Origin of the sequence: Gilliamella sp. B2911, assembly GCF_026536965.1 — a bacterium.
GTDB lineage: Bacteria > Pseudomonadota > Gammaproteobacteria > Enterobacterales > Orbaceae > Gilliamella > Gilliamella apicola_E.
Window position 1 is genome coordinate 93,833 of the sequence record NZ_JAFNNA010000006.1, and the last position, 21,553, is coordinate 115,385.

Consider the following 21,553-nt stretch of genomic DNA (forward strand, 5'->3'; position numbering starts at 1 on the left):
ACTTTTAACTTAACTGAACAAAAAATATAACATTTTTAAAGGTCAAGTGTTTTTGGGGATAATTTTTATTAATAGGTGAAATTTTAGGTTGCGATGTAATGAGAAAATTTAAATTATGTTCTGATTTTAAACCAGCAGGTGATCAGCCGGTAGCAATTGATCGTATAAATCAAAATCTTGATGATGGAATTGCGCATCAAACATTATTAGGAGTAACAGGATCTGGTAAAACTTTTACCATGGCTAATGTTATTGCAAAGCATAATCGCCCAACAATTATTTTAGCGCCTAATAAGACTTTGGCTGCTCAACTATATGGTGAAATGAAAGCGTTCTTTCCGGATAATGCGGTGGAATATTTCGTCTCTTATTATGATTATTATCAGCCAGAATCTTATGTTCCGTCTACAGACACATTTATAGAGAAAGATGCATCGATTAACGAGCACATTGAACAAATGAGACTATCGGCAACCAAATCATTATTAGAACGCCGTGATGTTGTTATCGTTGCTTCGGTATCGGCTATTTATGGTTTAGGTGCACCTGAAACTTACATGTCAATGATATTACATTTGGCAAGAGGGACGATTACTGACCAACGCGCAGTATTAACGCGCTTAGCAGAATTACAATATACACGTAATGAAATTGGCTTTAGTCGCGGTACTTTTCGTGTTCGTGGCGATGTGATTGATATATTTCCAGCTGATTCAGATGAACATGCAGTGCGTGTTGAGCTTTTTGATGATGAAGTTGAAAGAATAGTCATATTTGATCCATTAACAGGTAATGCAATTAATGAAGTACCACGTATTACTATTTATCCAAAAACACACTATGTCACACCAAGAAACATCATGGATGACGCGATTGTTGAAATTAAGCAAGAGCTTCAAGAACGCCAAAGAGTATTGTTGGACAATAATCGTCTACTAGAAGAGCAACGATTAACTCAACGCACACTATTTGATATTGAGATGATGACAGAGCTTGGTTATTGTTCTGGGATAGAAAACTATTCTCGTTATTTAGCAGGACGAAATGCAGGCGATCCGCCAGCAACATTATTTGATTATTTACCGGCTGATGGCTTATTGTTTATTGATGAATCGCATGTAGCAATCCCACAATTGGGTGCAATGTATAATGGTGATAGATCGCGAAAACTTAATCTGGTTGAATACGGTTTTCGATTACCTTCGGCTTTAGATAATAGACCATTAAAATTTACAGAATTTGAAAATATCATGCCACAAACAATTTATGTTTCGGCAACACCTGCTAAATATGAAATTGAAAAATCAGCAGGTGAAATCATCGAACAAGTGGTAAGACCTACAGGATTATTAGATCCAATCATCGAAGTTAGGCCTGTGGCTACTCAAGTTGATGATCTTTTGTCTGAAATTAAATTACGCATAAACCAAGACGAACGCGTTCTTGTGACCACATTGACTAAGCGAATGGCTGAGAATTTGACAGACTATTTATCAGAACATAATGTCAATGTTAAATATTTGCATTCTGATATCAACACTGTTGAACGAATGGAAATTATTCGCGACTTGCGTTTAGGTAAGATTGATGTATTAGTTGGTATTAACTTACTTCGAGAAGGATTAGATATCCCAGAAGTATCATTAGTCGCAATTTTAGATGCTGACCGAGAAGGATTTCTACGTTCTGAAAGCTCATTAATTCAGACCGTGGGACGCGCAGCTCGAAATGTTAATGGTAAAGCAATATTATATGCTGATAAAATTACGCCAGCAATGCAACTCACTATTGATGAAACTGCAAGGCGTCGTAAAAAACAGGAAGATTTCAATCAGGAACATGGAATTACACCAAAATCAGTGCGTAAAGAAATCAAAGATATCTTAGATGCAGGTTTAAGCACTAAAAAATCAACGGCTAAAATTCAAGCATTTGAACAAGGTGGTCAGTATAATTATGTTTCAATAAAAGAAGTTCAGGCAAGAGTTAAAGAACTTGAAGCCATGATGTACGAAGCTGCTCAGAATCTTGAATTTGAAAAAGCAGGTGTATTACGTGATGAGATTAAAAAATTGCGTTCGGATTTTATAAAGGTATCTTAATAAATAGTCTTTAAGGAAAATATAATGACAATAACACGAATAGATCCTGCGGAAAGGTGGTCAGAAGCAGTAATTCATAACAATGTAATTTACTATACTAGTGTTCCAACTGATTTGAGTGATGATGCTTATATACAAACTAAAAGTGCATTAGCTGAAATAGATCACATCTTGGCTAGAGCAAATAGTGATAAAACTCGCATTCTTGATGCGACACTATTTTTAGTAAATAAAAACGATTTCTCTGCCATGAACAAAGCATGGGACGAATGGGTAGCAAAAGGAAAAGCGCCTGTTCGTTGTACCGTTCATGCAGGGTTAATGAAAAAAGAGTATTTAATTGAAATAAAAATTGTTGCGGCAGTGAGTCCGTAATATACAGATAATTATCCGTCATAATCTTGGCGGATATTCTCAATCTAATAATTTAACTTATTGATAATCAACCTTACTTCTTGCTAGCCCATTCATTTAATTTTAGTGTATACTTTGAACACTTAATATTTTATATCTTCCTATAAACGTTTATGCATACTCAACCTAAAATTGCCATTGTAATGGGCTCGAAAAGTGATTGGAGTACCATGCAACATGCTGCGGATATCTTAGATACTTTAACCATTGCTTATCATGTCGAAATTGTTTCTGCACACCGAACACCCGATAAATTGTTTGAATTTGCGCAAAATGCCAAATCACGAGGTTTTGATGTGATCATAGCTGGAGCAGGTGGGGCTGCGCATTTACCTGGTATGTTAGCGGCGAAAACACTAGTACCAGTGTTAGGTGTTCCAGTACAAAGTGCAGCGCTTAGTGGTATTGATAGCCTTTATTCTATCGTACAAATGCCTAAAGGTATTCCTGTTGGTACTTTAGCTATAGGTAAAGCTGGAGCGGCAAATGCAGCTTTATTAGCTGCACAAATTCTGGCATTGCATAACCCAGAGATCTATCTACGTTTATCAAATTGGCGATTGAGTCAAACTGATGAAGTTTTGAATAATCCTGATCCGAGAGTCGATATTTAATATGACAATGCAATCTGTTTGTGTTTTAGGAAATGGCCAGCTAGGACGAATGCTTAGACAAGCTGGTGAACCTTTAGGAATCCATGTCTATCCAGTTGGCTTGGATGTTGATCCTGCAACCATCCCTTACCAAAGTTCAGTCATTACTGCTGAAATTGAGCGTTGGCCCGAAACAACATTTACTCAACTCTTAGCGAGCCACCCCCACTTCATTAATCGAGATGTATTTCCAATAATAGCAGATCGTTTAAGTCAAAAGCAGTTACTTGATGAGCTTAACTTACCTACGGCTAAATGGTACCCGCTTAATAATGAAAATGATTGGCCGAATTTATTTAAAAATTTGGGTGATTTATTAATCGTAAAACGTCGAACAGGTGGCTATGATGGTCGAGGCCAATGGCGCATAACTGCTCACGATTCGATTCCAGACGATGTTTATCAACATGCTATTGTTGAACAAGCCATTCCTTTTGAAGAAGAGCTATCACTAGTTGGTGCCAGAAATGCCAAAGGTGAAACTGTCTTTTATCCATTAACAAATAATTTCCATCAAGATGGCATTTTAAAAATGAGTGTTGCCATTCCTAGTAAAAATAATACATTGCAGAATAAAGCTGAACAGATGCTTTCAAGCATCATGCATAAACTCAATTATGTAGGCGTTATGGCGATGGAATGTTTTGTTATTGGGGATAACTTACTAATTAATGAATTAGCGCCAAGAGTACATAATAGCGGGCATTGGACCCAAAATGGGGCATCTATTAGCCAATTCGAATTACACTTAAGGGCAATTTTAGGACTACCAATGCCTAAACCGGATGTTTTTTGCCCATCGGTCATGGTGAATTTGATTGGAACAGATTTTAATGTCAAATGGTTATCAGTTGATTTAGCGCATCTACACTGGTATGAAAAAGAAGTAAGAGAAGGGCGAAAAGTTGGACACATCAACCTAACTCATAACTATAGTCCAAAATTAATTGAAGCATTAAACCAATTATCCTTTTTATTACCAGCGAAATATAGTCAACCAATAGCGTGGGCAAAACAAAAATTATAGCTGATTAAATCAAGGGACTGCGATATGATCGACTTTAGTAAAAAAATTAATTATCAACGATATGCAAGTAAACCGCGTGAAGCATTTGATGATTACTCGGTTTTACGCTTTTTCGAAAGTGATCGTGGTCGCATCCTTAATTCTGCTGCCATTAGGCGTTTACAACAAAAAACACAAGTATTTCCATTAGAGCGTAATTCTGTCGTTCGAACACGCCTTACTCATTCAATGGAAGTACAACAAGTTGGTCGTTATATTGTAAAAGAGATTATTTATCGACTTAATAAATCTGGACAATTAAAAGCCTTTGGCCTTGAAAATTCAGTTATGTCAATTGAAAGCCTAGTTGAAATGGCATGTTTAATGCATGATATAGGTAATCCACCTTTTGGTCACTTTGGTGAAGCGGCAATCAATCATTGGTTTGGTATGCGTTTAGGTATAGATAAAACGTCATGCTACTCAGTGCTTAATATTCAGGATACTGATGATAAATCAACTCAATCATTAAAATTAAAAATACGCCAAGATCTCTCTAATTTTGAGGGTAATGCACAAGCGATTCGATTAGTTCATACGATTTTACGACTCAATTTAACTTACTCGCAAATTGCGTCAATTCTTAAATATTCGAAACCAGCTTATTGGTCTGATCCTATACCTGATGAATTTAATTACTTAATGAAAAAACCTGGGTATTATCTATCTGAAGAGTCTTTTATTAAAACACTTTCGGAACAACTTGATATCCAACCTTTCCATCGTTATCCGCTTACTTATATTATGGAAGCAGCAGATGATATTTCCTACTGTATCGCCGATCTTGAAGATGCTGTAGAAAAGAAAATTTTAACTGTTCAGCAGCTTTATCATTATTTAAAAGAAGCATGGGGACCCGTTAAAAAAGGTGATTTATTTGATGAAGTTGTGAATCGCCCTTATGAAAATTTGAAAAAGAATGAATTTGAAGCGATAGGTATCGACCAGTTTTTTATGTATCTGCGAGTAAATACCATTGGTCAACTCGTACCTCATGCAGCTGAACGATTTATCGAAAACATCGAAGCAATTTATCATGGTTCCTTTAATCATGCTCTACTTGAAGATCATGGTGCGGAATATAAATTACTTAGTATCTTCAAAACAGTTGGCTTTGAACACATCTTTAACCATGAAACGGTTGAAAATATCGAACTGCAAGGTTACCGAATCATTACTGGATTGCTAGAGATCTACAGCCCACTTTTAGCTATGCCTACTGATGATTTTATAAAATTAGTCAAAACAGGTAATCACAAAAAATATCCTATCGAAACTCGGTTGTATCACAAACTATCAGCAAAACATTGCGTAGCTTATCAACAAGCACTTGAGCAGATAGACAATCAACACTTTGATTGTTGGGAATTTTACTATCGTTGTCGCTTAATTCAAGATTATATCAGCGGTATGACTGACCATTTTGCTTATGATGAATATCGAAAATTAATGGTAACATTCTAATTTGGCACATTTAAAACAGCACCAAAAATAAGCACAAGCACCATATTAGTGCGACAATGAGGCTATTTTTAGCGTCAAAAACCCCGTTCCTCAACTTTTTTTAAATAGCAACTAATAACCTTTACTCATTTTAAGTATTTCACAATATTAATCACCCTCTTTTTAATTTTTGGCACGCCCTTTGCATTAACTTTAATAAGATTAATAGTTATAAGGAGTAATGGATGAAATTTGTCACTGTAGTTATTAAGCCTTTTAAATTAGAAGAGGTTAGGGAATCACTATCCAATATAGGTGTTACTGGTTTAACTGTTACTGAAGTTAAAGGTTTTGGCCGACAAAAAGGTCACGCCGAACTGTACCGAGGCGCTGAATACAATGTTAACTTTTTACCAAAAGTAAAAATAGAGTTAGCCATTAGCGATGAATTACTTGATGAAGTCATTAACACCATTACAAAAGCTGCGTATACCGGAAAAATAGGTGATGGCAAAATATTTGTTACGCCATTAGAACACGTAGTTCGAATTCGTACCGGCGAGACTGATGAGTCAGCACTATAACTATCAATAAGGATATCATTATGTTGAAGAAAATTATTCTCTCTTTAAGTTTAGTTTTAGCCAGTCCAGTCTTTGCCGACGAAGTGGAAATTGCGGATAAAGCCGATAATGGTTTTATGATGATTTGTACTGCATTAGTGTTATTTATGTCTGTGCCTGGTATAGCATTTTTTTATGGCGGATTATTACGATCTAAAAATGTGTTATCCATGTTATCGCAAGTCTTAGTCACCTTTTCTTTAATTGCTGTATTATGGATTACTTATGGGTATTCATTAGCATTTGGTGAAGGTAACTGGTTTTTCGGCAATTTTGAGCAATTCTTATTGGTTAATGTTGGTATTACTGATATTTCAGGTTCGATTTACGAACTAATTTGGATTGCATTCCAAGGTTCATTTGCTTGTATTACTTGTTGTTTAATCTTAGGTGCGTTTGCTGAAAGAGTCCGTTTTTCAGCTGTCCTTATCTTTATGGTGTTATGGTTTACTTTTTCCTATATTCCAATGGCTCATATGGTATGGGGTGGTGGTATCCTTGGTGATGAAGGTGCATTGGATTTCGCTGGCGGAACCGTTGTGCACATCAATGCAGCTGTTGCCGGTCTATTAGGTGCTTATATGCTTAAAAGCCGTATTGGCTATAACCGTGAACCATTAAAACCATTCAACCTACCTTATGTTTATTTAGGGGCCGCAATATTATATATTGGTTGGTTTGGATTCAATGCAGGATCATCAACACACGCTGACGAAATCGCTGGACTAGCCTTTATCAATACCGTAGCTGCAACAGCCGCAGCTGTACTCGCCTGGACCATTGCCGAATGGATACTACGTGGCAAACCATCATGTTTAGGCGCTGCATCGGGTGTAATAGCTGGATTAGTTGGTGTAACACCTGCTGCTGGCTTTGTTGGTGTTGGTGGAGCAATGTTAATTGGGCTTGCTTGTGGTTTTGCAGGAGTATGGGGCGTATCATCTTTAAAAAGAGTCTTAAAAGTAGATGATACTTGCGACGTATTTGGCGTTCATGGCGTGTGTGGTATTGTTGGCTGTATATTAACTGGAGTATTTACCTCCGAATCACTGGGTGGTATAGGCTTTGCCGAAGGCGTTACTATGGCTAGCCAAGTTGGCATACAATTAATGAGTGTGATTACCTGTGTAATTTGGACTGCAATTATTGCCTTCATTGCTTATAAAATCGCTGATATTACAGTTGGTTTACGTGTTTCAGAAGAATATGAACGTGAAGGACTTGATATTAATAGTCACGGAGAAAGCGCATTTAATAGTTAATATATAAAACTATAAATAAAAAAAATCTACAGTATGTTACTACTGTAGATTTTTAGCTTATTAATTATTGTTAAGTTTTTTTCTAGTCATCCCAAAGCATAATTGCATTATCTTCGGTTAAGACTAAAGGTGGAGCAAAAAGGTACTCTTTAAATTTAGTTGGTAATAGTTGAACATTATTTAAATTAAGTTGTATTTCTGGGTAAAATTTGGCAAATTCTTTTAAACGATCACTAAGTAATTCCATAACTTTATTGGACTCTTTGGCAATTAACATCTCTTCTTTTAACATGCCAATCTGTTTTTTATGGTGTTCTGATTCAAATATTTCAGGGAAAATAAATGAAAAACCTGATTTCTTATTAGTGTCATTATGATGTTCCCTGTATTCAGAATGGTGTAGCTTTAACTCCTTGATACGTAAACCAATAATTTCGTCGATGTGATCGGTATAATCATTTAATGTTGAATCTAAATAAGCTAAAGTTTTGTGTTCAGGAATAGCATCATTACTGTGCACTAAGGTAAATAATGGCTTTTTATATGTCTTCATTCTGTAACTTCCTTTTTAATTCAGGGTAAAAATAGAACAATAAATTTGATAATAAACACTCATTGCCAAGGTATATCTGTATATCTGTATAACTTTATGTTTATAAATAAAAATCAATTAAGATTTTTAAAATACTGCTATTTACTACTGACTATTAAAACTTGTGTTTTTTTTACAAAAAAGACCATACGATTACTATAAGCCTATCAGACTAATTACTAGCTTATTTAAACCGGCTATTTTTTCAGTACCCTCCATAATATTTTGAAAAAACTAATTAAAAAAATACCAATTATGATCTACAAATCAAAGATTAACTAAATAAACTCTATCTGGATTAAAATAAATAAGACTTCTTACAACTAAACATTTATCACTCAGTCAAGCTATTCATCTTGATAAAATATTTGTCTTAGAATATAGATTAGGGGGCATATTGATACCTCAATCCAATCATTGGTTGATATAAGTCCATTTAAGAAGTATCAAATCTTCTTGAAAATGTTTGCAATAAAAGGGATAAACTCAACTACTAATTTATCGTATATCGGACTTAAACTCTTTCGTTATTACTCTACTAGAAAATATTTTTAGAAAATAATTAACTCTTGGTGATGAAAAATATTTTTAAGATAAAAATATATTACTTTATATTGGGACGATCAATAAATTTTTAAATACCAAAAGATAATATTACTTCATTTCTACTTTATTTAACTAAATAAACTAAATAACAAAATGTATCAACCTCGGTAAAGACTTTATTTTAAAGATGTAAAAAATACCTTAAAAAACATAAACTATTTTATCAATAACATTACTGTTTTTCAGGTTATTAAATACTAGTATTTTTTTATATTTTTGTCCAGTATTTGATAAATGATATATTGTTAATTTAATTTAGCGAGATTATTTAAACATTTCATTATTTTAATGGGCAGAATAACGGTGAAAAATATTATTGGCATTCTGATTATTTTTTTTGCTCTTTTCACTCGAGCGATTTTGAGCTCAAAATTATTACAATATACTAATTGTTATCACGTCAAATATTCTTCAAGATAAAATAATGGGGATCAGGGTAACTTATTGTATCTCCACGATAGATAAAAACAGCCTATGCTTAACGTTATAATATTTGTGAGTAACAAAAGAATCCTGTAAAGAATATTTAGACTATTGGTTAAAAAGTTAAGTACAAGATCTGTTTGAAGATAATTAAGTGTGGATAACCACACTTAATTTATTGAATATTATTTCTTTAAATGTTTTAGATTTGGTAAGGCGATTGCAAACAAAATAATCACTACTCCAATCCATTGATTCAAATAGACCGATTCTTTTAAATAAAAATAAGAGCAGGTTACAGCTACAGGCAGTTCTGCAGCGGATAAAATCGCACTCAGCGAAATGCCGATTTTAGGCATACCGACTGAAAATAGAAAAGGGGGTAAGACCGTACCTAATAAGGCCAATAAAAATCCGAGTTGATAAATTTTATCGTCAATACTGAGTTCAAAGAAAAATAGTGGCGGAAAAATACAGAAAGTCACAATACAAGCACCGGTTATCATCAAGGCACTTTTCTCTAATTTTGGTAATTCATTGCCGATATTGCTACTAGTTGTAATAAAAAGCGAATACATAAGCGCTGCTAGAAAACCAAATAAACAACCTGTTAAATTTAATTCAATAGCTTGATTAAAAAGACCAGCAGCAAAACAACTACCAACAATTATGATAACGACTGTGACTAATTGAAGTGGTGAAGGTCTATTTTTAAAAATAACAAAATCAATAATGACACTAATCCATAAGTATTGCATAAGCAAAATAATCGCAATTGATGCTGGCACCAACTGTACACATTGATAATAGCAAATACCCACTAATCCGGGAAATATACCTACTGCACATACTTTCCATTTTGGGGTTAATGTTTTTTTATTTTTAATCTTTGGTTGTTTGAGCGTTTTTACAATCAGATGGATCCCCCATAATATCAACATACCTAAAAAACATTGAACACCAGTAACTTGTCCTAGGGTATAACCTGATTGATAAGCGGTTTTTACAATAGAAGAGAGAACGCCAAAACTACATGCACCTAAAAAAACTAATAAACCACCAAAAAATTTTTCTTTCATACTAAAATCTCATTACTTTTAAAACTATATTTATCGCCAATAATTGGCGCATAAAACAATCATAGCCGACAAGCTATATCTTGCGGCTTTATGTCACTATTTTTTACGGTATGGTAATACTCAAAAAAAACAGAGGATAAATAAGGGACGATGTATCCCTTATTTATATTGATAAGATGTTACTTCGCAGATTGTTTATAATTAAAGGTAAAATAAAAAACAAAACCTAAAATTAATGCGTAAGCCGCAAAAATTAACCATATTGAGTGCCAATCTTTTAATCCATCATGAGTATTGATATCAACGACAAAACCACTGATAAAAGAACCTATAATCGCACCAATACCATTAACCATCGTCATAAATAGCCCTTGGGCACTCGCACGTATATTAGAGTTAACTTCTTTCTCAATAAAGATAGAGCCTGAAATATTAAAGAAGTCAAAAGCACAACCATATACAATCATTGATAACATCAATAATACAAAACCAAATGGCGTTGGATCACCATAGGCAAAAAAGCCAAATCTAAGTGTCCAAGCGATTAAGCTGATTATTATGACTTTTTTGATTCCAAATTTCTTGAGAAAAAATGGGATCGTCAAAATGAAGGCAACTTCAGCCATTTGTGACACTGATAATAATATTGCTGGATGTTGTACAATCACGCTATCTTGAAATTCTGGGATTCTACCAAAATCTTTTAAAAATGCTCCACCGAAGGTGTTGGTGATTTGTAATATAGCCCCTAATAGCATCGAAAAGAGAAAAAATATCGACATTACTGGGTTTTTCAATAATACAAACGCATCTAAGCCAAGGCGTGAAATCCATGATTGTTGTTGATTAGCGATGACTTTAATATCAGGTAAAGTCGCACTGTAGATGACCAAAATCACAGACGCACCACAAGCAATATAGAGCTGTGCATTACTAATATCGAATTTTAGTAAACTGATTGTCCACATAGCAATAATAAAGCCTATTGTCCCAAAAACACGAATTTTTGGAAAAACGGTAACAGAGTCTAAATTGCTTTTATCTAAACAGTGATAACTAATTGAATTAGATAATGCAATTGTTGGCATAAAAGCCATTGCATTGATAAGCATCAACCAATAAAGTTGAATTGGTGTTGTTGCGGTTGCCGCATAAAATAGTGCAATAGCACAAACAGTATGGCAAAGCATAAATAAGTATTTTGGTGGAATAAATTTATCCGCAATTATTCCAATAATAAACGGCATAAATAATGCCGCAAAGCCTTTAGTGCTATAAACCAGACCGACTTCTGCACCAGAGAAATGCAACGTATTGATTAAATAAATACCAAAAGTTGTCAACCAGCTTCCCCAAATAAAATATTGAAAAAACATCATTACTTGTAATCTATGCTTCATGTTCATTATTTATATCCAAAATAAAGTGAACTGCTGATATGAAATTATACAAATTAAAAACGCGCAATTGTTTTAGTTATCAATTGTAAGAAAGTTGATTTAACGCGTTCAGCTGTTTCAATCACTTCTTCATGCCCTAAAGGTTGATCTAAAATGCCACAAGCCATATTAGTTAAACATGAAATACCGATAGTTTTAATGCCAGAGTGATGAGCAATAATTGCTTCAGGAACCGTAGACATACCAACCGCATCAGCACCAAGGGTACGGATCATTCTGATTTCTGCTGGGGTTTCATAAGTTGGGCCTGTCCACCAAGCATAAACACCTTGTTGTAATGTGATATTTAGTTCCTTGGCTACTTCGCTAACTGTTGCTCTTAATTGCTTATTATAAACTTCGCTTACATCCAAAAAGCGAACCCCTAATTCAGGATTATTTGGCCCCATTAATGGATTATTGGCTGTTAAGTTAATGTGATCAGTGATTATCATTAAATCCCCTGGCTTAAAGCTAGTATTGACTGCGCCACAAGCATTGGTAATGATTAGTTTTTCAACGCCTAGCATTTTCATTACACGCACAGGGAAGGTAACTTGATCTAATGAAAAACCTTCATAGTAATGAAAACGGCCTTTCATTGCGACAACAGTCTTATCACCGCATTTACCAATCACTAATTCATTTGCATGGCCAACAGCAGCAGATTTAGCAAAGTGAGGGATATTGTCATAAGGAATATGAATGGCATCTTCAAGAGTATCGGCAAAAGGACCTAAACCTGATCCAAGTATAATCCCGATTGTTGGTTTTTTGTCTGTGTGTTGTTGAATATAGTTAACTGCTTGTTGAATATCTGCTGTTTGATGCATAACACTATCCTTTCAAATTTTAGTAGCTACTTAATTGATAAAACTGTGTGATCAAAATCATAAATAGAAAAAGTTCACGTAATCTATAATAAAAACAAAGTCATTTTTATTTTTAGCGTATATTATGATGATCTTCGACCAATAAAGAAAGACGTGGAATGAGATATCTTCGTATAAAAAAGTTAATATATTGTTTTTATTGTGATAATTAATATCGATTAATTTTTAATTAATTTAAATAAAAACTGCATATTATTTGAGAATACGTTCTTTAGTAGAATAAATAACACCTTGAGTATCTCTAAAAAATCCAACTAATGTTAACTGACACTGTTTAGCTTGTTCAATCGCCATAGAAGTTGCTGCTGAAACGGCAAAGAGGATCTCGACTCCACAACGGGCTGTTTTTTGTACTATTTCATAACTTGCCCGACTTGAAACAAGAATTACCCCTTTTAAATTTTCATTATGTTTTCGTAGAAATGTGGCACGATAGCCTAATAGCTTATCTAAAGCGACATGCCTACCCACATCTTCAAATCCAACAATAAAATTACCGTTTAAATCTAACCATACCGCAGCATGGGTACAACCAGTTTGGCTGCCCACAGTTTGAACCTTCTTCAGATAATTAAGGGACTGTTCAAAATCAGAAAGATGAATTTTATCGTTCAAAGAAAGGGGGGGAATAAACTGGCAAACTTGCTCTATCTGTTCGGTACCACAAATTCCACAGCCACTTCTACCAGTTAAATTTCGACGTTTTTCTTTTAATTGCATAAAACGTCGTGAAGATAGCTCAATATGGACTTCAATGCCTTGCTTAGTATCGATGATCTCAATACCATAAATTTCATCAACAGACTCGATGATTTTTTCTGTTAATGAAAAGCCAATAGCAAAATAATTAAGATCTTTGGGTGTTGCCATCATTACCACGTGAGAAATACCGTTATAAATAAGCGCAACAGGTTTTTCAATTGCGACAGTATCTTCTTGCAATGGTTGTAATTGACCTTGTTTAAATTTATTCACATTACATTTTTCAATGCCTACTGTCATGGTATGTCTCATCATTATTAGCAATTTAATTCCAATTATAATAACTGAGGTTGATATCAATAAAAAGCCTGTCATTTAACTTATTACTTTTGTTAGTTTCTACCAATGATTAGTCGAACTATACTGCTTTTGTTGTGTTAAAATGAGTTATTCTAAAAAAATAGAAGCTAAAAAATTATGTCATTAAATGAGATTACGCATACTATTATGCAATTTATTGAGCATCATCAAATTTGGGCATTGCCAATTATTTTCATATTAGCGTTTGGCGAGTCATTAGCGATTATTTCATTGCTGGTACCTGCTACAGCAATTTTATTAGGTGCAGGAGCATTAGTGGGAACAGGGGTGATCTCATTTGTTCCTGTTTTGATATCGGCATCATTAGGTGCCATTGTAGGGGATTTTATCTCTTATTGGTTAGGTAAACATTATCACCAACAGGTAATCTCTTCATGGCCTTTAAATAAATACCCAAAAATGATATTTCGTGCTGAACAATTTTTCCAGAGATACGGTACTTTCGGCGTGTTTATTGGTCGATTCTTTGGACCATTGCGTGCAATCGTTCCATTAATTGCAGGAACAATGCATATGCCAGCAACAAAATTCAATATCGCCAATATTGCTTCAGCACCAATCTGGGCATTTGTTTTATTGGCACCCGGTGCATTTGGGGTGCCATGGTTAGAAACCTTGTTTGGTTAAATAGTACCAATTGTATAACTACGACGCCCACTTTTGCGACCAAGCGCTTCTAAATTGGTTTGTAAAGGTGGGAATGGCAATGTCAAATTATGTTGGCGATAAGCTTCAAGAATCAATTTCTGTATTGAGCTACGTAATTTCATACGATGTCCCATTTCAGCTGCAAAAACACGTAGCTCAAATAATTGAATACCTTCTTGAATATCCACTAAAAAAACTTGCGGTTCAGGATCGTTAAGAACAAATTCACACTCCTCTGAAACTTGTTGTAATAGCTTCATAACCAGTTCACTATCGGCATCAATCGTAGCGGGTATAGTTAACACAATACGAGTAATTGAGTCAGATAAAGACCAGTTGACCAATTGTTCAGTAATAAAAGCCTTATTTGGCATAACAATTTCTTTACGATCCCAATCAACAATCGTTATTGCACGAGTATTAATTTTGGTAATATTACCTGTTAAATCACGAATAGTTACGGTATCGCCAATTCTTACCGGTTTTTCAAACAGAATAATTAAGCCAGAAATAAAGTTAGCAAAAATCTCTTGTAAACCAAATCCTAAACCAACACCTAATGCCGCTATTAACCACTGAATCTTAGACCAATCAATCCCGATAAATGAAAAAGCAATCATACAACCAACCATCAAAATAATATATTTTGATACGGTTGAAATGGCATATCCAGTGCCGGGTGCGAGGTCTAAATGTTGTAAAATGCCTAACTCAAGCAGCGCAGGTAAGTTTTTTACTAACTGAACAGTAATGGTCATAACCAAGATCGCGATACAGACAGCACCTAGGGTAATATGTTGTTCAATTTCGTTGCCATTAATAATGGTACTTGTTCCCCATAGCTTGATATTATTCATAAAGGCAAAAGCGGAATGAAGTTCAGACCAAAGTAAAATCATACTAATTAAAGCAATTAGCATAATAATTGACCTGACTAGTTGTAATGATTGGGCACTGATCACATCTAAGTCGATAACAGGTTCATCCATATTATCATTTAATGGGGTGAGATCTTCTTCAATTCCTTTAGCGCGCTGCATACGTTCTAATCGACGTTGTTTTGTACGTTCAAATTCAATTCGTCGTTTTTGTATCCACATCCAACGGCGTATCATAAAATAGACCACTAACAAGCCAAACCAGATAATGACCGAAGCTTCTAATCGTCCTAATAACACTTCAGCTGTCGATAAATAACCTAAACAAGCAGCAATAATGGCTAACCATGGTGCACTCAACAACACAAACCACAGAATATGACTTAATAAATTATCGCCAGATCCTTTTTTATCGATATAAAGTGGAACTCCAGCGCGATGAATAGAATTAGTCATAAATACGAGTGCAAAACAGAGAATAATGAACGCAGTTCGACCGATAGTTGCTGCAAATTGACGATTGTTAAACTGATCAAAGCTCATTACTACCATTACTAAAGGGATAACCACCCAAACCGACAGTTGATAATATTTCATAGCTTGACGGACATTTTTCTTTGACCATCCAAAATGAGTAATAAATAGCCCATTTTGAGACGCAAAATGCGCGGTGATAATAAACACCCACAAAATTGGAGCAGCTGCATTAACGCCATAGCCTAGAGCAACGGCTACAGGATAATCCCAGTTAATTTGAAGAGCATAACCCAAAGCAGCCCATAAAATAGGAACCGGCAATGCCATAATTAATGACAAAACAATCACTTCCAAAGTAAGTGAATAACTATCTTGGGTGACTTTACCAACCCGAGCCGCCGATTTATTTAAGAAAGCGTTATATTTTCCTCGCATTTTGAAATGTACAAATACAAACAATAAAGATAATACTAGGAAAAACAGTGGTTTTGGCGCACTAAGCACTTCAACACCAGCATTATATAGTTGTGACAGCGTATCAATTTGAACGGTGACATAAACTACATCTCTGGCTAAATCAAGAATAAAACTTAATGAAACGGGATTGACGTCAGCAACCCAGAAAAAGTAACGGTGTGCAGCATCATTAACCTCATCGATAGCATTGGTTAGTTGCTTATTCGATATTTTTAATTTAGTTAGTTCAAGAATCGTGGTATCAGTACCCGAAATCAACGTTTTGATGAGCTCACTTTGTTCTCTTAATAAACGGCGATATTGACTAGCTGATTTTAGATTATTCAAATTACTTGGTAACGTAGGGTAACTATCTAGCCTAGCTAAGGTATTTGAATAATTGAGTTGCTGAACTTTGGCTTCTGCGATTTCAGCATCAAGGGGTTGTGATTTAGGTTTTTCAGGTAATCGTAATAATTGTTGGCGAAGGGTTTCACCTAATGCTGTTGAAAAACTTAACCATTCACCCTGTTCAGCAAGGGTTGCGAGCGTATTTTGAACATGGGAAATTTGGGTATTAATATTATTTTGTTCATTGATGATACTGGTTAAATGCGCTTTTTGATACTCCATATTCTGACGAAGATCTTCATTTTTTTCATTAAGCTTAGCAATAACTTCGGTAAGCTGATCTTCATTATCAATATTGGGTATTGATTCTTCAGCAAAAGCAAAGCAAGACAGAAGGAGTAATATTCCACCCAAAAAACCACGCATCAACATAAAGTTAGATCCTTTCAGCTAGTTTTTGACCTACACGAGTAACGTCACCAAGTTTAAGATGGCTGTCAAATTCAACAGCATTTGAAGCAAACAGCGTAATAACGGTTGAACCTAATTTAAAGCAACCCATATCTTCACCCTTCGCTAATTTAATCTGACCAGAATAAGTCCAACGTTTCATTATGCCGTCACGAGGAGGCGTAATAACGCCTTCCCAATTTAATTCAATACTTCCTACAATCGTTGCCCCAACCATAATTTGTGCCATTGGTCCAAATTCAGTTTCAAATAGACAAATTACACGTTCATTTCGAGCAAAAATATTAGGAATAGTTTCTGTTGTTGCTTTATTCACTGAAAATAGTGAGCCAGGAACATAAATCATCTCACGCAATATACCATCACAAGGCATATGAAAACGATGGTAGTTTTTAGGTGATAAGTAGGTAGTCGCAAAAGATCCATTTTTAAAAAACTTAATCATATCAGGATGACAAGCAAGCAGTGATTCTAAAGAATAAAAATGTCCTTTAGCTTGCAAAAGAAGATTATCTTGAATGTTACCAAATTGACTAATTACCCCGTCTGCTGGCATTACAATACTATTTGCCGAATCATCGATTGTTCGCGCATCTTCTTTTAGCTCACGAGCGAAAAAGTCATTGAACGTTATGTACTCTTTAGCATCAGTCAATTTAGCTTCACTTAAATCGATTTTATATAATTTACAAAAACCGATAATCATCCATGTAGTGACTTTTCCTAAACGTCTGTTAGCTAACCAACCAAATAGGGTAGTTAATAATTGTTTTGGAAGAAGATACTGAATAATTGCTTTTAACTGATTTAACATAGATAGCTCTCAAATTAATTTCGAAATAATGCATTATATCAATATTTATTCTGAAAGTATAAATAGCACAACTTAATTCATATTTTGTGGCAAAGATCACAAGCATTTTAAAAATTTTGCCAAACTTCACTAACAATGGCAGTCAATTAAAAGTGTCTATCAAAATAGTTCTCTAGACTATCCCCATTAGCAAAATTGAGGGTAGTTATAATGGCAGATAGATATATTGCTGCAATTGATTTAGGTGCATCTAGTGGCCGAGTTATGTTGTCGAGTTATCAATCTCAAAAAATTACATTAACAGAAATCCACCGATTCAGTAATGGGTATAAAAGTGATGGTAAAAATTTTTGTTGGGATTTGAACTATTTAGAACAAGAAATCTTAAATGGATTAAACAAAATTATTCAACAAGGAATCAAACTCGATAGTATTGGTATAGATACATGGGGCGTTGATTATGTATTGCTTGACAAGCAAGGCCAAATCGTCGGACCGACATACTCTTATCGTGATCATCGTACTGACAATATCATGTCAAAGGTACAAGATGAAATTGGAACAGAAAATATTTATCAAAAAACCGGAATTCAATTCTTAACCTTCAATACACTCTATCAACTCAAAGCTATGATGCTTGAATCACCATCTTGGCTGTCACAAGTATCTGATTTTATGATGATTCCTGATTACCTAATTTATCGATTGACCGGTGTTTTAAATCGTGAATATACCAATGCTACCACAACCCAACTTGTTAATGTTGCAACTCAAACTTGGGACAAAGATCTACTTGATTATCTAGGCATACCACGTAAATGGTTTGGTGATATTTGTATGCCCGGAAACCAAGTTGGATATTGGCAAAGTGCCAAGGGAGATCGTATTCCAGTAATTGCAATTGCAAGTCATGATACTGCCAGTGCTGTTATTGCTGCGCCATTAATGGACCAACATAGTGCTTATTTATGTTCAGGTACTTGGTCACTTATGGGATTGGAATCTAAACAACCTTTCACAGGAAAAGAAGCGTTAAAAGCGAATATTACCAATGAAGGTGGTGTTGATGGTAATTATCGAGTGTTAAAAAACATCATGGGATTATGGTTATTCCAACGCGTTTGTTCTGAACACGAAGTCAAAGATATCAATCAATTAATCACATTGGCAAAACAAGAGCAACCTTTTGCTTTTCTCATTAATCCTAATGATCCAAGGTTTCTAAATCCTGATGATATGACAGAAACCATCAAACAGGTATGTTTAGAAAACATTGGTCAGGCGCCTAAAAATCTCCCTCAATTGGTGAGATGTATTTTTGACAGCCTAGCACATCTATATCGAGATGTATTAAACGAATTATCGATGCTAAGTGGTAAACCAATTAACACATTACATATTGTCGGTGGTGGTTGCCAAAATGCTTTTTTAAACCAGTTATGTGCTGACTTATGCAATGTCAATGTTACCGCAGGTCCCATTGAATCATCAGCCTTAGGCAATGTGGGTTACCAGTTAATTTCATTAGGTGAAATTGCTGATGTTAACGCATTAAGACAACTCATTTCACAGAATTTTGACACTAAATATTATCAACCCAAAAGTAATTAACCAATTATAGAAAAATTTTATATTTATTAAGGAGTATTTCATGAGCGCAATTGAAAATGCCTATCAGATCGCTAAAGCAAGATTTGCTGAAATCGGTGTGGATACAGATGCTGCTATAGCAGCAATGGCAAAATTACCGATTTCTGTACATTGCTGGCAAGGCGATGATGTTGCTGGTTTTGAAAAGCAAGAAGGTGAATTAACTGGTGGTATACAAGCGACAGGTAATTATCCGGGGAAAGCTCGTAATGCAGATGAATTAAGATCAGATTTAGATAAAGCCTTTAGCCTTATACCAGGACCAAAACGATTAAATCTACATGCTTCTTATTTAGAATCAGATCAAAAAGTCGATCGTAATGAAGTCAAACCAGAACACTTTGCCAATTGGGTCAAATGGGCTAAAAAACATCAGATTGGTCTAGATTTCAATCCAACATATTTTTCACACCCTTTGAGTAACGAAGGCACTCTTACTCATGTTAATCCAGAAATTCGTCAATTCTGGATAGATCACGGAAAAGCTTGTCGTAAGGTATCAGAATATTTTGGTAAAGAATTAGGTACACCATCAGTCATGAATATCTGGCTACCAGATGGAATGAAAGACATTACTGTCGATAAATTTGCACCAAGACAACATTTAGTTGAATCATTGGATGAAATTATTCGAGAAAAGATTGATCAAAAATATCACATTGATGCAGTCGAAAGTAAATTATTTGGTATTGGTCTTGAATCTTATACTGCTGGATCAAATGAATTCTATCTCGCTTATGCTACATCACGTAAAACTGCACTATGTTTAGATGCTGGACATTTCCATCCAACTGAAGTCATTTCAGACAAAATTTCTGCCGTAATGCCTTTTGTTGAACATCTCTTACTACATGTTAGCCGTCCAGTGCGTTGGGATAGTGATCACGTAGTGCTCTTTGATGATGAAACTCAAAATATCGCGAGTGAAATCATTCGAAACAAACTATTTGACCGAGTACATATTGGTTTAGATTTCTTTGATGCCTCTATAAACCGTATTGCCGCTTGGGTAATTGGCACGCGAAACATGAAAAAATGCTTGTTAAAAGCACTATTAGAACCTACCGAACAATTAAAAAAATATGAACACGATCGTGACTTTACTTCACGACTAGCATTACTCGAAGAACAAAAATCATTACCTTGGCAAGCAGTTTGGGATCAGTACTGTTTATTGAATGACGTACCAGTTGGTAGCCGATGGTTAGATGAAGTTCGTCAATATGAAACAACAGTTTTAACTAAACGATCATAAGGAAAACAAAATGCAACAGATTCTTTCTTCTTGGTTTGTAAAAGGGATGATCAAAGCCACTTACGATATGTGGTTAAAAGGATGGGATGAGCGTAATGGTGGTAATGTCAGCTTAAGATTACTTGAAAGTGATGTGGTCTCTTTTCAAAGTGACTTTTATAAAAATCCCCGTCACGTATCGTTAACACAAGATGTGACTAAACTTGCTAACCAGTACTTTATTGTCACAGGATCAGGTAAGTTTTTCCGCAATGTCATTTTAGATCCTGCTGATACGTTAGCCATTGTCAAAATTGATGAACAAGGCAAGGGTTATTACATCATGTGGGGATTAATAAATGGTGGATTACCGACTTCTGAACTCGCTGCTCATCTGCAATCACATATTGTAAGAATCGAACAAAGCCAAGGAAAAGACCGCGTGATCATGCACTGTCATGCGACCAATTTAATTGCATTAACTTATGTCCTAGAACTTGATACTGCGGTAATAACGCGATTGTTGTGGGAAATGAGTACCGAATGTTTAGTTGTATTTCCAGATGGTGTTGGTGTCGTTCCTTGGATGGTTCCAGGAAAAGACGAAATTGGTTATGCCACTGCAAAACAGATGGCAAAACATAGTTTAGTGTTATGGGCTTTCCATGGTGTATTTGGAACAGGACCAACGTTAGATGAAGCTTTCGGCTTGATTGATACAGCTGAAAAATCAGCAGAAGTTCTTGTAAAAGTCCTATCAATGGGAGGAAAACGTCAAACCATATCCACGGAAGAGTTCAGATTATTAGCTGAGCGTTTTGATGTGAACCCAATGGAAGAAGCATTAAAACAGTAAAAGCTACTAATAAAAAATATCAAATTATATTTCAAAAATA

Annotated in this window: 18 protein-coding genes; 11 read left to right on the plus strand and 7 right to left on the minus strand. The window is 35.0% G+C overall.

The features are described 5' to 3' along the window. The first annotated feature begins 98 nt into the window (after positions 1-98). The 7 genes from uvrB to amtB all read left to right on the plus strand — a co-directional run bounded on the left by uvrB (position 99) and on the right by amtB (position 7,563). Entirely contained in the window at positions 99-2,102 is a 2,004-nt protein-coding gene (uvrB, locus tag J3U27_RS07045) for an excinuclease ABC subunit UvrB (protein WP_065562566.1), read from the plus strand. A gap of 24 nt (positions 2,103-2,126) precedes the next feature. Further along, positions 2,127-2,477, plus strand: a complete 351-nt coding sequence (locus J3U27_RS07050) for a RidA family protein (RefSeq protein WP_065562565.1) — start codon at positions 2,127-2,129, stop codon at positions 2,475-2,477. A 152-nt stretch (positions 2,478-2,629) separates the two neighbouring features. After that, positions 2,630-3,130 (plus strand): 5-(carboxyamino)imidazole ribonucleotide mutase, encoded by a 501-nt coding sequence (gene purE, locus J3U27_RS07055; protein WP_065562564.1) that lies wholly within the window; start codon positions 2,630-2,632, stop codon positions 3,128-3,130. A 7-nt stretch (positions 3,131-3,137) separates the two neighbouring features. After that, complete coding sequence (purK, locus tag J3U27_RS07060; RefSeq protein ID WP_416380551.1) at positions 3,138-4,196, plus strand: 5-(carboxyamino)imidazole ribonucleotide synthase; 1,059 nt, start codon at positions 3,138-3,140, stop codon at positions 4,194-4,196. A 24-nt stretch (positions 4,197-4,220) separates the two neighbouring features. Then, positions 4,221-5,699, plus strand: a complete 1,479-nt coding sequence (dgt, locus tag J3U27_RS07065; RefSeq protein ID WP_267342837.1) for a dGTPase — start codon at positions 4,221-4,223, stop codon at positions 5,697-5,699. 224 nt (positions 5,700-5,923) lie between these two features. Beyond that, positions 5,924-6,262 carry a P-II family nitrogen regulator gene (gene glnK / locus J3U27_RS07070; protein ID WP_065562562.1) on the plus strand — a complete coding sequence of 113 codons (339 nt, stop codon included), beginning with the start codon at positions 5,924-5,926 and terminating at the stop codon, positions 6,260-6,262. Positions 6,263-6,282: 20 nt separating this feature from the next. Beyond that, the gene (gene amtB, locus J3U27_RS07075; protein ID WP_065734595.1) at positions 6,283-7,563 is read left to right on the plus strand and encodes an ammonium transporter AmtB; all 1,281 of its coding nucleotides are present in this window, start codon (positions 6,283-6,285) and stop codon (positions 7,561-7,563) included. Between the two features lie 82 nt (positions 7,564-7,645). Here amtB and J3U27_RS07080 read toward each other — a convergent pair whose 3' ends face one another. From J3U27_RS07080 to fdhD, 5 genes are all read right to left on the minus strand, one after another. Next, the gene (locus J3U27_RS07080; RefSeq protein WP_065562560.1) at positions 7,646-8,116 is read right to left on the minus strand and encodes a hypothetical protein; all 471 of its coding nucleotides are present in this window, start codon (positions 8,114-8,116) and stop codon (positions 7,646-7,648) included. Between the two features lie 1,253 nt (positions 8,117-9,369). Further along, the gene (locus tag J3U27_RS07085) at positions 9,370-10,263 is read right to left on the minus strand and encodes an EamA family transporter (RefSeq protein ID WP_267342836.1); all 894 of its coding nucleotides are present in this window, start codon (positions 10,261-10,263) and stop codon (positions 9,370-9,372) included. Positions 10,264-10,442: 179 nt separating this feature from the next. Next, the gene (locus J3U27_RS07090) at positions 10,443-11,669 is read right to left on the minus strand and encodes a nucleoside permease (RefSeq protein WP_065562558.1); all 1,227 of its coding nucleotides are present in this window, start codon (positions 11,667-11,669) and stop codon (positions 10,443-10,445) included. Between the two features lie 47 nt (positions 11,670-11,716). Next, positions 11,717-12,535, minus strand: a complete 819-nt coding sequence (locus J3U27_RS07095; protein WP_267352689.1) for a purine-nucleoside phosphorylase — start codon at positions 12,533-12,535, stop codon at positions 11,717-11,719. 252 nt (positions 12,536-12,787) lie between these two features. Beyond that, the gene (fdhD, locus tag J3U27_RS07100) at positions 12,788-13,597 is read right to left on the minus strand and encodes a formate dehydrogenase accessory sulfurtransferase FdhD (protein WP_267377143.1); all 810 of its coding nucleotides are present in this window, start codon (positions 13,595-13,597) and stop codon (positions 12,788-12,790) included. 177 nt (positions 13,598-13,774) lie between these two features. Between fdhD and J3U27_RS07105 the strand changes: the two genes are divergently transcribed. Next, the gene (locus tag J3U27_RS07105) at positions 13,775-14,305 is read left to right on the plus strand and encodes a DedA family protein (RefSeq protein ID WP_267330203.1); all 531 of its coding nucleotides are present in this window, start codon (positions 13,775-13,777) and stop codon (positions 14,303-14,305) included. Here J3U27_RS07105 and mscM read toward each other — a convergent pair. After that, positions 14,302-16,920 carry a miniconductance mechanosensitive channel MscM gene (gene mscM, locus J3U27_RS07110; protein ID WP_267330204.1) on the minus strand — a complete coding sequence of 873 codons (2,619 nt, stop codon included), beginning with the start codon at positions 16,918-16,920 and terminating at the stop codon, positions 14,302-14,304. The two genes, J3U27_RS07105 and mscM, sit on opposite strands and share 4 nt — an antisense overlap. Before the next feature lie 4 nt (positions 16,921-16,924). Further along, complete coding sequence (asd, locus tag J3U27_RS07115; RefSeq protein WP_267377144.1) at positions 16,925-17,773, minus strand: archaetidylserine decarboxylase; 849 nt, start codon at positions 17,771-17,773, stop codon at positions 16,925-16,927. Positions 17,774-17,983: 210 nt separating this feature from the next. Here asd and rhaB point away from each other — a divergent pair, with 210 nt between their 5' ends. Genes rhaB through rhaD form a run of 3 tightly spaced genes read left to right on the plus strand, consistent with a single transcriptional unit; the run spans position 17,984 to position 21,513 of the window. Beyond that, the gene (gene rhaB, locus J3U27_RS07120) at positions 17,984-19,384 is read left to right on the plus strand and encodes a rhamnulokinase (protein WP_267377145.1); all 1,401 of its coding nucleotides are present in this window, start codon (positions 17,984-17,986) and stop codon (positions 19,382-19,384) included. Between the two features lie 40 nt (positions 19,385-19,424). Then, positions 19,425-20,678, plus strand: coding sequence for an L-rhamnose isomerase (locus tag J3U27_RS07125; RefSeq protein WP_065734588.1), 1,254 nt, complete (start codon positions 19,425-19,427; stop codon positions 20,676-20,678). A gap of 10 nt (positions 20,679-20,688) precedes the next feature. Further along, positions 20,689-21,513 carry a rhamnulose-1-phosphate aldolase gene (rhaD, locus tag J3U27_RS07130; protein WP_065562550.1) on the plus strand — a complete coding sequence of 275 codons (825 nt, stop codon included), beginning with the start codon at positions 20,689-20,691 and terminating at the stop codon, positions 21,511-21,513. The last annotated feature ends 40 nt before the right edge of the window (positions 21,514-21,553 follow it).